Source organism: Paenibacillus gansuensis, assembly GCF_042684925.1.
Lineage (GTDB): Bacteria > Bacillota > Bacilli > Paenibacillales > DY6 > Paenibacillus_N > Paenibacillus_N gansuensis.
Genome location: NZ_JBHUME010000008.1, coordinates 117186 through 130581, shown reverse-complemented (window position 1 = coordinate 130581; position 13396 = coordinate 117186). Strand labels below are relative to the sequence as shown.

The following is a 13396-nucleotide window of genomic DNA, read 5'->3' as shown; positions in this document are numbered from 1 at the left end:
ATGGGCGGCCAACGAATCCGGATCGCTGTTATCGGCGGAGGCGTAACCGGCTTGAGCGCGGCATTTTATGCACAGAAGTATGCCCGGGAACAGGGAATCGATGCCCAGGTCACCTTACTGGAGCAAGGGGGACGGCTGGGCGGCAGAATTAATACGCTGACCCGGGACGGTTTCGTCATTGAACGGGGACCGGATTCCTTTCTGGCCCGGAAGCTGCCGATGGTGGAGCTTGCCCGCGATCTCGGACTGGAGGGCGAGCTGACTCCAACCAATCCGGCAGCGAAGAAGAGTTACATCCTGCGTGCAGGGAAGCTGCACCGGATGCCGCCGGGACTGGTGCTCGGTATTCCTACGCAGTTCAAGCCGTTTTTGACCACAGGTCTAATCTCGACCAAGGGCAAGATGAGAGCGGCCCTGGACTGGTTCCTTCCGGCTAAGAAGGAACCGGGAGATGAGTCGCTCGGGCATTTCCTCGAGCGGCGTCTGGGGAGCGAGGTGCGCGAGTACATGGCGGAGCCGCTGCTGGCAGGCATTTATGCGGGGGACCCGCGCAACCTGAGCCTGGCGGCGACGTTCCCGCAGTTCCGCGCGCTCGAGCAAGAGCACGGCAGCCTCATCCGCGGGATGATGGCCAGCCGCAAGAAGCCCGGGGCGCCGCAGCGCAGCGTCCCCGGCGACACAGCCGCGCCGGACGCCCAGCTTCCGGCGGCGGCGAAAAACTCGGTGTTCCTGACCTACAAGGGAGGTCTGAACACCCTGATTGACGCCCTCGCGGCCTCGCTGGCTGCGTCGGCGGACGTCCGTCTGAACTGCGGCGTGGAGTCGCTCCGCCGCAGTTCAGACGGGTATGAGCTTCGCCTGAGCACAGGCGAAGCGCTGCAGGCCGACCGCGTCATCGTGACGACGCCGGCGGCCGCCCAAGCGGAGCTGCTGGCCGAAGTGCCGGCAGCCCGCGAGCTGACACGGATCAACTATGTATCCGTGGCCAATGTGGTCTTGGCGTTCGAGCGGTCGCAAATCGCCCATCCGCTGGACGGCTCAGGGTTTGTCGTGCCGCGCAGCGAAGGGCGCACGATCACGGCCTGCACTTGGACATCGTCCAAGTGGCTGCACTCGAGCCCGTCCGACAAAGTGCTGCTGCGCTGCTATGTCGGACGTTCCGGCGAAGAGGCGATCGTCGACGAGGACGATGCGTCGATTCTCGCCAAAGTGCGCCGCGACGTGCGCGACCTGATGGGCATCGATGCCGAGCCCCTGTTCCACGAGATTACGCGGCTGCCGAAGTCGATGCCCCAATATCCGGTCGGGCATCCCGAACTGATCCGGCAGGTTCGCGAAGGCGTTGCCGCGCAGCTGCCGGGCGTCTTTACGGCCGGCGCCGCCTACGAGGGGGTCGGCCTGCCCGACTGCGTGCACATGGGCCGGACGGCCGCTCGCGACGCGGTAGCTTTCACGGCAGGACGGTAGTCCCGGCAGCATCCTTTTCGCCCGGCAAACACCGCATATTTTTCACCAGAACAGGAAACAGTATCCTTTGTGCTTAAGATTCAGATCTAAAGACAAGGGAGTTGTTTTTTTATGCCGTTCGGCGCTCATGAAACATTGGAAGTCCATGAAATTTTGAATGAAAAAGTCAATATGATGAATCACTTCGGCCTTTACGCTACACAGGCCCAGTCCCCGCAAGTGAGCCAGATGATCGATCGTCACCTGCAGTCCGCCATGGTTTCATACGATCAGCTGGTCAACTATACGCACGACTACGTTGAGCCGCAGACAAGCAATAAAATGCATCATGTCACAGAAACGCCGGTGCAGCAAATCCAATATGGCCTGAATCAGCCTTCACCGGTAAGTCCGCAGGGCGGAGCGGAGTTTAACGATCAGCAAATTTTGGCGGCCATGCTGTCCTGCCACAAAAATTCCGCCAAAAACCATATGGCCAAAGCCCTGGAATGCGCGGATCCGAACCTTCGCCAAATGCTGGTGAACGGGGCAGTACAGTGTACCGATCAAGCTTATGAGGTATTTCTGTTCATGAACGAACAGGGCCAGTACCAGGTTCCGACTATGAAAGACCATACGGCAAAAACGTACCTGCACACATTCCAGCCTTCTAACCAGGCGGGGATGATGTCAGGAACTGCTCAAACTCAAGGCCAGAACCAGGGCCAAAGCGGCTATTCAGCAGCGCAAGGATATTCCCAAGGGATGTCCGGCATGTCCAACATGGGTTCCAACAGCCGTCCTCCGACAATTAACGAACGAATTCAACAATCCCGGGACTCGTTCTTAAGAGGCGGCTCCCCGGGCATGGTGGAAGCGGTAGATCATGCCTTGTTGAACCAGCAGGTTCTCAACACCCAGAATCAAATTCAATCGCAGCCTAAAAATCACTAATCAAAAAGCGTTTTTATCCAAAACATCCGTCTCTGCCTTCCTGCGCAGGGACGGATGTTTTGCGTTTGCGCAGAACAGACGGCGACAGTCTTTTCTTCTTAATGGTATAATGGAAAAGATGTAAACCCATATACTTAGAAGATTAAAGGAGTGCAGCATGAGAGAAAGCAGAGCGGAAACAAGGCGCAGGCAGCGGCGCAAGAAGAGCGGCCGGCTGCGCAGAATGATCATGATCAACGGCATTCTGCTGCTTTCAGCCGGAGTGCTAGGTTATACGATTTGGAATTTCACAGGCGGAACAGGCAATTCAAGCGACAAGCCCGTTGCTTCAGCAACAGAACAGGCGGCGGATCAAGCTGGATCCCCGGGTAAAGAACATTCGGATCCAGCCAATTCGCAGGGAGAGGCTGCGGGAAATGAGAAGCCTTCCGGTGAAACAGGAACCGACCATGCCGAGCAGCCTGATGCAGTTTCCGGCAGCGAAGATACAGGAAGTAACGGAAACTCCGGTTCAGGCGGTACAGCTGTAGAGGGAAATCCCCCCGAACCGCAGAGCGGCGATTCAACAATACATATGAATTTTGTCGGCGATATTCTGCTGGCAGCCAGCGTGGGCGAAAGAATGAAGAAAGACGGCTATGATTATCCGTACCGGTATGTTTCCACTTACTTCGAACAGGCAGACCTTACCGTGGGCAACCTGGAGACGCCGGTAACCGAACATGAGGAGCCGCAGTCGAAGAGCTATGTGTTCAAGAGTGCACCCGAGACGCTCCCTGCCTTGAAAGAAGCTGGTTTTGATGTGCTGAATCTGGCGAATAACCATATTATGGACCACGGAACCCGAGGATTGCTGGATACGATGAAATTTGCGGACAAGGCGGGTTTCCTGAGGATCGGGGCGGGTAAAAATGCCGACGAAGCCTATAAACCTGTGATCGTAACCAAAAACGGGATCAAAGTGGCGTTCGTCGGCTTGAGCAGAGTCGTTCCCGACGGCTCATGGAAAGCCGGTCCTTCCTCGCCGGGCGTAGCGGAAACTTATGATGTAACGCGCCCTGCGGCGGAAATTCAAGCCGCAAAGAAGGCGGCCGATCTGGTGGTAGTCGTCGTTCACTGGGGTAAAGAGAGACAGGACCGGCCTGTCAAAGAACAAACGGAGCTGGCAAGAGCGTATATCGACGCCGGAGCCGATCTGGTGGTCGGCGGGCACCCTCATGTGCTCCAGGGGGTGGAGCTCTATAAAGGCAAATGGATCGCATACAGCTTAGGCAATTTTATTTTTACTACAAACTCGAATCCGAAAACATGGGACTCCGCTATTTTGGAAGCCGAATGCAGTGCAGAAGGCAAGTGCAGCCTCGAGATGGTGCCTGTGCTGACCAAAGGGGGACAGCCTAAACCGATGGCTGCGGCGGAGGGAGCCGCCTTGCTTCGCCGGATTTCCGGATTATCGATCGGCGCTTCGATTGGAACAGACGGAAAGGTACATGCCGAATAAACCATGAATACGGAGGCGGAACTCTATGAATTCTTGTGCAGCACACCGCGGATGGTCGGGCAAAGCGCCTGAGAATACATTGGCGGCAATGCGCCTGGCGCTCGGAGAATATTACGTGGACTGGATGGAGCTGGATGTCCAGCTGACGAAAGACGGGGTACCCGTTGTCATACATGATTTCACAGTCAACCGCACTACGAACGGACGGGGCAGAGTGAAAGATAAGACGCTTGCAGACATCCGCGCATTGGATGCCGGCAGCTGGTACAGCCGGGAATTTGCCGGTGAGCGGGTTCCCACCTTGGAGGAAGTGCTGACTCTCGCCAAAGGCAGGTGTAAGCTGAATATTGAGCTGAAGAATAGGGCAGGGCTGTATCCGGGTATAGAGAGCAAGGTGGCGGAGCTGATTTTGGCGCATGGGATGGAATGCGATACGGTTATCACTTCTTTTGATGTGAAGACAATTAGAGAAGTAAGACGTATTCATCCGGAGATGCCTACCGGACTGATTATCGATTCGCGTCCTTCCGACCTGCTGCAGAGGCTTAGAGAGTACGGGGCCGATTTTCTTTCCATTTCTTATAAAGTGCTCACGGCGGAGTTCGCAGAGGAAGCGATCCGTTCCGGGTTTACAGTGATGGCCTGGACGGTCAATGAAGTAAGGGATCTATACAGAGTAACGAAAATGCATCCGGAGATCATCATCTGCACAAATGAGCCTGACCGGTTCAAGCAGGTGATGCTCCCGAACGGATGAGCAGGACATAGAATTAAACTCCATATAAACAACAGATTAGGGGACGAGACGGATGGGAAATGAGATTCGCAACATTCGCAACATTTATTGTGTAGGACGTAATTACCGCCTTCATGCTGCCGAGCTGGGCAATGCTGTGCCGGATGCGCCGATGATTTTCACTAAACCGACGCACGCTGCGGTGCAGCTGGACGGATCCGAACTGGTGTTGACCGGGAAAGCGGGAGAGGTTCATTTTGAAGGGGAACTGGTCGTTCGCATTTTCAGGCCCTATTTCGATGGGGCGTCCTTGCATGACCTTGTGGACGGGATTGCGCTGGGGATCGATTTCACATTGCGGGATGTCCAGAATGAGCTCAAAAAGAAAGGGCACCCTTGGCTGGCGGCCAAAGGATTCCGCAATTCAGCCGCGTTAACGGAGTTCTTGCCTTTTCCGGGGGAACAGGAGTTGTCGGAAACGGATTTTGTTCTGGAAAAGAACGGGGTGGAGACCCAGCGGGGGAACGTGCGGGATATGATATTTTCGCTGGAAACGGTTATCCGGTTTATTGATGAGCATTACGGACTGGGAGAGGGAGATCTCATTTATACAGGTACGCCTTCAGGGGTGGGACCGGTCGCAGGCGGCGACCGGATTGCACTGAAGTGGGGAGAGCGGACGTTAGGCGAAGCCGTTATTGTTCTTCGCTGATTTCGTCCGACAGCCTGTCGCGGACCTCGATGATACGCGGCAGCTGTTCCATAAACACATCTACTACGCGGGGGTCGAAGTGCAGCCCCCGTTCCTCATGGAATAAGTTGAGAATGCGGTACAGCTCCCACGCTTTTTTGTAGACCCGGTCACTGCCCAGCGCATCGAACACATCGGCAATTGCCGTAATGCGGCCGTATATGTGAATTTCTTCACCTTTGAGCCCGTTCGGGTAGCCTCTCCCGTTCCATTTTTCATGGTGTTGGGAAGCTACGACAGCCGCGGTTTTCAGGATTTGCCGGTTTGAATTGCGCAGCAGGTTATAGCCGATTTGCGTATGGTTTTTCATAATCTGAAACTCTTCTTCGGTCAGTTTTCCCGGTTTTTTGAGCACGGAGTCCGGTATAGCCACTTTCCCGATGTCATGCATTGGAGAGGCCGTGCGAAGCAGAGCCGCTTCCTCTTCGCTCATCCCTAAACCCAAGGCCAGAATATAAGAGTATTCGGCAACGCGTTTCACATGGTTTCCTGTCTCCTTGGAACGGCTTTCCCCGATTTCGCCCATTGTAAAAATGATTTCTTTCTGTGTTTCCACAATTTCCTCATGCAGCATAACGGATTCCAGTGACTTGCCCGAATAGGAGGCGGCCAGCTGGAGGTGTTCCAGGTCTTTTGCGGAAAAAACGCCGGCCGGGGTCAATTTGTTGACCGCCTGGTAGGCTCCGATGATTTCTCCTTCATTGTTGCGAAAGGGGACGGTGATGATGGATTTGGTACGGTACCCGGTTCGTTCGTCATTCTCCGAATTGTGGCGGGGATCGTGATAAGCGTCGTCAATAAACAGCGGCTCCCCTGAGCAGATGGAGTGGCCCACCACACCGGATCCGAACGGAATCCTGATTTCCTTGACGCCGTGCGCTACGGTCGTAAAGAGCTCGTTGCGGGCTTTGTCGATCAGCCATACGGCGCAGCGGTCCGATACGATCATGTCGCGGCCCATGTTAGCCATAAGAATCAGTACATTGTCCAGCACTCGTTCATTGGCAATTTTGGCAGTATAGTTGAATATCACTTTTAAAAGCTGTTCCGGACTTAAATCTTCTTTCCATTTGACTTCGGAAAATTCGTATTCCGTATGCAAGAGGTTCACTCCTTGAGTCTGCAGTCGCTCCTGAAAATTAGGTTAAAATACCTATTCTTTGATTATGCTGTCGAATCCTGCTAGCTGAAGCAGAAAGTTTTACATTTTAGGATAAGTGGGGAGGGGTAACATGCTTTGGCTTTACGGAATCGCCGGAAGCTTCTTCATTGCGGGGGCCGCTTACCGGTTCAAGTCGTTGTCGCTGTCGGGTTTCGCCGCTGCCGTTGTGATGGGGACATTGATGTTCGGATTGGGGAATGCTGCCTGGTATGGCACTTTGATTGCTTTCTTCGTTTCTTCTTCCCTATTGTCCAAGTTTAAAAAGCAGAGAAAAGCCGCCAGTGAAGAGCGCTACGAAAAGACCGACAGGCGGGATGCGGGACAGGTTCTTGCAAACGGAGGACTGGGTCTCGCCCTGTGTATTGCGAATGCCGTTGCACCGCATGATTACTGGTTTGCCATGTTTGTGGGCGCGATGGCTGCGGTGACGGCGGATACCTGGGCTACCGAGGTGGGCGGGCTCGGCCGCGGGGAACCGCGATCCATCCGTACCGGCCGCCGTGTGCCCAAGGGCACATCCGGCGCCGTGTCGCTGCCCGGGACGGCCGCAAGCTTCGCCGGCGGCCTGTTCATCGGCGCCGCCGCTGCGGTGCTGGGCGGCGGAGAGCTGCTCCCGCTGGCCGCGCTGGGCGGCCTGGCGGGCCTGGCCGGCTCGCTCGCCGACTCGCTGCTCGGCGCAACCGTGCAGGCGATGTACGCCTGCCGGGTATGCGGCGAGGAGCTCGAGCGAGCTCGCCACTGCGGGCAGCCGACGGCGCTGGTGCGCGGGTCGGCGCGGATGAACAACGACGCCGTCAACTTCGTCTGCTCGGCGTCGGGTGCCTTGGCGGCTCTATTGCTCGCCGCCATATTCTAGGCTGCGGGGGTTGCGCGCCCCCGTACTCCTTTCCAAAACACTTTACAAACATTGTACAAAGTCTTATACTAAAATGACTTACCGGTCAGTCATAATTGCGGTTTGTGCTGGAAAGCACATCTAAGGCTTTTTATAAACATGGTGGAGGAGAGAACCGAATGCAGTTTCTAACACGTTTTAGTTTGAAAAACTCAATCGCGGTACTCATTATTTCGGTATTGCTGATCGGGTTGGGGGCGTATTCTTTTTCCTCGCTCAAATCGGATTTGCTTCCGGACATTGAATTTCCGCAGCTGTCCGTGACAGCGGTGTATCCAGGCGCTTCTTCCGAGGATGTCAACGAACAGATTACCAGGAAGCTGGAGGAGAAGCTGAAGGGCATAGAAGGGCTGGACAGCATGACCTCCCAGTCTGGCGACAGCGTCTCACGGGTCCAATTGTCCTTCCCGATTGGAAGCGATATGGACAAAATCACCCCATCCGTCAACGAAGCAGTCAAGGATGCGGGATTGCCCGAAGGCGTGCAAACCAAAGTCGATCGTTTCAGCTTTGGGGCGATCCCGATTGTGAATGCGGCATTGTTCGCCAAGGACAATCCGGATTTTGAAGCATGGGTGAAGGAGACGTTAAAGCCTGAACTCGATAAGGTAAAGGGCATCAATAGTGTGGCGCTGTCCGGATTGCCGGAGAAATACCTGGAGATTATCGTTGATAAGACGAAAGCCCGGCAGTATGGCTTATCTTTGGATGCTGTGAAAAAAGCTGTTCAGGAATCGTATTTCTCATTCCCGGCCGGAACAGTTCAAGACCAGACGATCGTTGTGCCGATCCGTGTGGATCAGAAATTGACGAAACTGGAAGACCTTAAGAAAGTAACAGTTACTTCCCCTGTCACCGGTAAAGAAGTCGCGTTAAGCGGATTTGCTGAAGTGAAAACCGTAGAACAGACGACTGCCATTTCGCGTTACAACCTGAAGCCGAGCATATCCTTGCTGATCAACAAAAAGCAGGATGCCAACACAGTAGAGGTGGCTGACGGCGTCATCGAAGTCCTTGACAAACATAAAGACAAGATGGAGTACGTCATGAGCTTCGACCAGGCGGAAGGCATCAAATCCTCCATCAATGAGCTCATATCCAAAGGCTTGTTCGGCGCATTATTTGCATCTTTGGCTGTACTGATTTTCCTCCGGAATTTCCGTGCTACGATCATTGCCGTTCTCTCCATACCGCTGTCTTTGCTGATCGCGGCCATCTTTATCAAATGGTGGGGACTTACGCTTAACGTGATGAGCTTAGCAGGTATGGCGGTTTCCGTCGGGCGTGTTGTGGATGACAGTATCATTGTTATTGAAAATATTTTCAGGAAAATCAAACAAGACCCGGCAGGCGATCGCAGCAAACTGACCATGGAAGGTACCAAAGAGATGATGAGCGCGATTTTGTCATCCACGATTACGACTGTCGTGGTGTTCCTTCCTCTCGGTCTGGTTGGCGGGATTACCGGCGCCTTTTTCCTTCCGTTTGCTCTAACCATCGTTGTAGCTTTGCTTGCTTCTCTTGTAGTAGCGATTACACTTATCCCGATCCTTGCCCGTTCCTCCTTCCGGAAGCTGGGTGATGATCACGAGAAAGAACCGTTTTACGTAAAATGGTACGAGAAGCTTGTGCGCAGTGCTCTTCGCCATAAGGTAATCACGGTGGTTCTAGCATTTGCCCTGCTTGTAGGCTCCTTCGGCCTGCTGGCTGTGTCAAACCTGGGGTTTGTTTTTCTCCCGAATGAGAAGCAAAAACTGGTTCAGGCGAATATTGAACTGCCTGCAGCCACATCGCTGGAAACAACGAATGACGTATCCCTGCAGCTAGAGCAGCTGCTGGACGGCGCCAAACAGCAATATCCGAAAGTGTTTACGTCCATCGGGAATTACGACTACCAGACGGGAACGACATCTACGAATAAAGCTACCTATTTCCTTGAACTGGCCGAAGATGTGGAGATGCAGGATGCTCTGAAAGACGTGTCTTCCATAATCCAAGGAGTACTCGATGCCCAGGCACCCGGCAGTATCGTAAAGGTATCCGAATTGTCTACAGGGGGCCCTCCTACGAACAATAACGTCGATGTGGACCTGTATTCCAATAATTTAACGGAGCTCGAGAAAGCTTCAAAGCAAGTTGAAGAGCTTATGCTGAAGCGTACGGATATTAAAAACGTGAAAAACAATATGCAGGAAAAACAGCTCCAATGGACGGTTCAACTGAAACCGGAGCAAATGAAGGAGAAAGGTTTGTCGTCCTTTATGGTGCTGGGCCTGATTACAGACCAGACGAAACCGGTTAGTGTGGGCCAGTATGTGCTTGACGGAACCGAACAGGATATTCGGCTTAGCTATGACCGTCCGCTGAGCGGCAAGGAAGAACTGGAGAATTTGACGCTGTTCGGTAAGGCCGGGCCTGTGAAGCTTAAAGATGTAGCTGAAGTTGTACAAGGCGAGGTAGTTACCTCCATTCAGAAGCTGAATGAGCGTGTCTATGCTAGAGTCTCCGCTGAAGTGGCCGGCAATGATGTTAGCGGTGTAACCGCTCAAGTCATCAGCGAGGTGGAGAAGCTGGATCTTCCTTCCGGCGTATCCTTAGAAGGCGGCGGAGGCAGCGACGAAACAGCGCAAACGATTCAAGACCTGTTAGTCGCAATGGGGATTGCGATCGGACTCGTATACTTGACGATGCTGGTCTTCTTCGGCAAAGCAAGGCTGCCTTTCGTTATATTGACATCATTGCTGTTTGTGCCGATCGGTTCGCTGATTTTACTGATCATCGCCAAAGAACCGATGTCGATGAGCGCGATGATCGGATTCCTGATGCTGATCGGTATCGTCGTAACCAATGCCATCGTATTGGTAGACCGCATCAACCAGAACCGGGCGGCGGGACTGCCGATCCGAGAAGCGATCATTGAATCCGGAAAAACGCGCCTTCGCCCGATTCTCATGACGGCATTGGCTACCATAGCGGCCCTGCTGCCGCTGGCGTTCAGTACGCCGGAAGGCGGCTTGATTTCAAGAGGTCTTGCACTGGTTGTCGTGGGGGGACTAACGACTTCTACTTTACTGACGGTTGTGTTCCTGCCTGTCATCTATGAGATTGCTTTTAACCGCGAACACCGGAAAGAACAAAAGCTTGCAAAGTCCGGCGGTTTGAGCGTATAATTTTTTCTTACATTAGCTACATGAACAGATGAAGGAGGCCGCATGCGGATGAGTGTGCCCCATGAAGAGAAGTGGAACGCTATTCTGGATGCGGCTTACCGTGTTTTCGGCACCAAAGGTTTTTACGAAACCAAGATGGCGGAAATCGCAGAAGAAGCCGGAATAGCAAAAGGAACGCTATACCTGTATTTCAGTTCGAAGGAAGAGATGTTTCTTGCCATGTCCAGGCGCGATTTTGCGATCTTCCTGGATGGCTTGCGTACGGAGCTTAGCGGTAGCTTTACGTTCCGGGAGAAGCTTAGCTGCATCGCGAAGCATCATATGGAGTACTTCTTCGTACGCAGAAAGTATGAGCGGGTATTTTTCAACAGCGGCAATAACGATCCGGGCATGATGGACATGTTAACTGAATTTCTTTCGGACTATATGAAGATTGTTTCGGATGTGATGGAACAGGAAGGATTAAAGAAACCCCTGTACTTGGCCAAAGCATTATCCGGCATCCTCGAAGCCTACAAAATGGATATTTTGTTTGCTGAAGGGTTTGGCAAGGAGGAGCTGCAGGATCGCGTGGAGTTCACCGTCAACCTGTTTCTCAACGGCTGCCGGGGTTCCTATTGAATTAAAAAAGGGATGAGCTTATAGCTCATCCCTTTTCTGTCTGGCAAGCAAGTCTCTGATTTGATATAAAGACTGCTCGGTTTGTTCGAGGATAATGTCTGCGTACTGATCTTTCCCGATTTCCAGTAAACTAGGTCTTAACAGCTTCATCATGTCCTTGACTGTGCCTAATTGGCTCAAGACATCCCGGAGCACCGGTTCTGTCCCGGAATCTGCAACGGCTGTGAGGGTGTACTCCCGCTGTTCCTTCCGTTTCTGCGGCAGCGAATGAACGCTCCAGCGGCGGGAGGGGCTCATCCCCTGGCTCGAGGCAGCCTCGAAACTTTCCTGAAGATTTCTAATAGCATTCTGTACCTCGTTCATCTGGTTGGATTTCTCTATACAGACGACATGTCCATATCCGCTGGTATCCCATTTCTGAACGAGATCATAAAGCTGAAGGGGGGACAAACGCGTTTTCAGCGTTACCTCGAGCTTAACTTGAGATTTATCGGGTCTTATAAACTCCATTAGCTTAATAAAGGACCCTTCGTCAGCTATGTCCAGCAAATTTACGGCATCCACAAAAGTGGTGTTAGCCAGCGCCGAACGGCTGATAATATCTAAAGACCGATTGACCTTGAAATACGGGACGGGAAGGTTAGGCATATCCCAGTTCATCTCATCACCCCGTCACATTCCGCATCGTTTGGGTATTCCCGTGTTCCGAAATCCATTGCTGAATCTCGAACAGGTTTCTCATAAACAGGGTATTCTCCGATCCGTAAGAGCGCAAATCATAAGTTTCCGTTAAACGGCCTCCAACCATTACCGTAGGATGATGGTACATTTTCTCGAACGTGGTTATATATGCGGATAATCTCGGCAAATGGTAAACGATCGATACCGATAAGCCGATTACATGAGGCTGCCATTGTATGGCGCTTGTTAAGATATGTTCGAGCGGGAGATTCGCGCCGTAGAATCGTGTTTCCCAGCCGGCTTCTTTAAACATCTGCGCGGCCAGCTTCAAGCCTACATCGTGCTGTTCTCCCTCTATACAAAGCATCATCGCTTTCTTGGCTTGAGTAGGAGTATGATTAAGAAAAGCTGAATATTGAAGAATAATCAGGTCACAGGTTGCTGTAGCCAAGTGTTCGTCTGCTACGGTGATCTGATTCTGCTCCCACAGCTCACCAATATATCTTAACGCGGAGGTTATAACCCGGTCATAGATGTACAAGCTGTTCTTGCCTGCCGCATGCAGACCGGCAATCATAGCCCACGCTTCGGACTGATTGCCGCTGAGCAATTGTTCGGCGAAACGTTCAGCTTCCAGTTTCATGGTGCACCTCAGTTCCATCGCTTTTGTCAACGATATTATTTTATTCTATACTATAATGGACAACATGAACAGGTTGGGTGCCTCGAAATCTCTCAATTTTAGAAATATCTGCTAGGTGTATAGCTCCAGAATATATATAATGAAAATGTAAGGGAGTATGGCTAATGTATATCGTGCATTCCATCGTTGAAGTCCCGGCAGATAAGGCGGAAGAGGTCATAGGGATTTACCGGAAGCGGTCGCGTCTGGTAGACAAATGGGAAGGATTCCGGGCTTTTCAGCTGTTGCAGAATGAGAATAAGCCAGAAGAATTAACCGTACAGATGACATGGGACTCCAAAGAACATTATATGGCGTGGGTAACCAGTAATGACTTTAAAAGAGTACATGAGCTGGAAAAAGAGTATCCTGACCAGGAACTTGCCGGCATTGTGCCGAAGGTGCGTAAATATAAGGTGGTTGCTGAATGAATGAGGCAAAGTTCCAGCCTGCCGTAGAGAAAATTGTGAAAGAAATTTATGATAAATACCCTGACTTGCTGACCAGATACGGCGAACGGGGCGTGGAGCGGACGAAAGAAGACAACATGCACCATTTTAAACATCTGGAAACCGCCTATATGCTGCGAAACTTCGAAATCATGACCCAATATGCGGTCTGGTTAAACGGAATCCTTACCTCAAGGGGGATGTCTACCAGTCTGCTGATCGACAATTTCAATATGATCCGAGCCGTAATCCCTTCGATGGAAACGTGGGAGAAAGAGGAACGCGCCTTCTATCTGGAAGCGGTTGAGCAAGCCATTTCTGTTCTTCAAAAGCAATAACGGCGTTCCT

General features: G+C 52.4%; 13 protein-coding genes. 10 read left to right on the top strand and 3 right to left on the bottom strand.

Annotated elements, in window-relative coordinates; genetic code table 11:
• The 5 genes from hemG (at position 1) to ACFSUF_RS12700 (ending at position 5349) form a co-directional block, all read left to right on the top strand.
• A complete protein-coding gene (gene hemG / locus ACFSUF_RS12720; RefSeq protein ID WP_377603286.1) occupies positions 1 to 1467 on the top strand; it encodes a protoporphyrinogen oxidase in 1467 nt (488 codons plus the stop codon).
• Between the two features lie 111 nt (positions 1468 to 1578).
• Complete coding sequence (locus tag ACFSUF_RS12715) at positions 1579 to 2400, top strand: spore coat protein (RefSeq protein WP_377603285.1); 822 nt, start codon at positions 1579 to 1581, stop codon at positions 2398 to 2400.
• Between the two features lie 157 nt (positions 2401 to 2557).
• On the top strand, positions 2558 to 3901 hold the full coding sequence (locus ACFSUF_RS12710) for a CapA family protein (protein ID WP_377603284.1): 1344 nt from the start codon (positions 2558 to 2560) through the stop codon (positions 3899 to 3901).
• A gap of 25 nt (positions 3902 to 3926) precedes the next feature.
• Positions 3927 to 4658 carry a glycerophosphodiester phosphodiesterase gene (locus tag ACFSUF_RS12705; protein WP_377603283.1) on the top strand — a complete coding sequence of 244 codons (732 nt, stop codon included), beginning with the start codon at positions 3927 to 3929 and terminating at the stop codon, positions 4656 to 4658.
• A gap of 52 nt (positions 4659 to 4710) precedes the next feature.
• The gene (locus ACFSUF_RS12700; protein WP_377603282.1) at positions 4711 to 5349 is read left to right on the top strand and encodes a fumarylacetoacetate hydrolase family protein; all 639 of its coding nucleotides are present in this window, start codon (positions 4711 to 4713) and stop codon (positions 5347 to 5349) included.
• Here ACFSUF_RS12700 and ACFSUF_RS12695 read toward each other — a convergent pair.
• Positions 5333 to 6490 carry an HD domain-containing phosphohydrolase gene (locus ACFSUF_RS12695; protein WP_377603281.1) on the bottom strand — a complete coding sequence of 386 codons (1158 nt, stop codon included), beginning with the start codon at positions 6488 to 6490 and terminating at the stop codon, positions 5333 to 5335. The genes ACFSUF_RS12700 and ACFSUF_RS12695 overlap by 17 nt on opposite strands.
• A 130-nt stretch (positions 6491 to 6620) precedes the next feature.
• Here ACFSUF_RS12695 and ACFSUF_RS12690 point away from each other — a divergent pair, with 130 nt between their 5' ends.
• From ACFSUF_RS12690 to ACFSUF_RS12680, 3 genes are all read left to right on the top strand, one after another.
• Complete coding sequence (locus ACFSUF_RS12690; RefSeq protein WP_377603280.1) at positions 6621 to 7406, top strand: DUF92 domain-containing protein; 786 nt, start codon at positions 6621 to 6623, stop codon at positions 7404 to 7406.
• Positions 7407 to 7564: 158 nt separating this feature from the next.
• Positions 7565 to 10615 carry an efflux RND transporter permease subunit gene (locus ACFSUF_RS12685; protein ID WP_377603279.1) on the top strand — a complete coding sequence of 1017 codons (3051 nt, stop codon included), beginning with the start codon at positions 7565 to 7567 and terminating at the stop codon, positions 10613 to 10615.
• A gap of 48 nt (positions 10616 to 10663) precedes the next feature.
• Positions 10664 to 11236 (top strand): TetR/AcrR family transcriptional regulator, encoded by a 573-nt coding sequence (locus ACFSUF_RS12680; protein ID WP_377603278.1) that lies wholly within the window; start codon positions 10664 to 10666, stop codon positions 11234 to 11236.
• 18 nt (positions 11237 to 11254) lie between these two features.
• Here ACFSUF_RS12680 and ACFSUF_RS12675 read toward each other — a convergent pair whose 3' ends face one another.
• Positions 11255 to 11896, bottom strand: a complete 642-nt coding sequence (locus ACFSUF_RS12675) for a hypothetical protein (RefSeq protein WP_377603277.1) — start codon at positions 11894 to 11896, stop codon at positions 11255 to 11257.
• A 4-nt stretch (positions 11897 to 11900) separates the two neighbouring features.
• The gene (locus ACFSUF_RS12670; RefSeq protein ID WP_377603276.1) at positions 11901 to 12560 is read right to left on the bottom strand and encodes a cobalamin B12-binding domain-containing protein; all 660 of its coding nucleotides are present in this window, start codon (positions 12558 to 12560) and stop codon (positions 11901 to 11903) included.
• A 164-nt stretch (positions 12561 to 12724) separates the two neighbouring features.
• Between ACFSUF_RS12670 and ACFSUF_RS12665 the strand changes: the two genes are divergently transcribed.
• Together ACFSUF_RS12665 and ACFSUF_RS12660 are read left to right on the top strand one after the other, a co-directional pair.
• Entirely contained in the window at positions 12725 to 13030 is a 306-nt protein-coding gene (locus ACFSUF_RS12665; RefSeq protein ID WP_377603275.1) for an antibiotic biosynthesis monooxygenase family protein, read from the top strand.
• On the top strand, positions 13027 to 13386 hold the full coding sequence (locus tag ACFSUF_RS12660; RefSeq protein WP_377603274.1) for a hypothetical protein: 360 nt from the start codon (positions 13027 to 13029) through the stop codon (positions 13384 to 13386). The genes ACFSUF_RS12665 and ACFSUF_RS12660 overlap by 4 nt, the downstream gene beginning before the upstream one ends.
• The last annotated feature ends 10 nt before the right edge of the window (positions 13387 to 13396 follow it).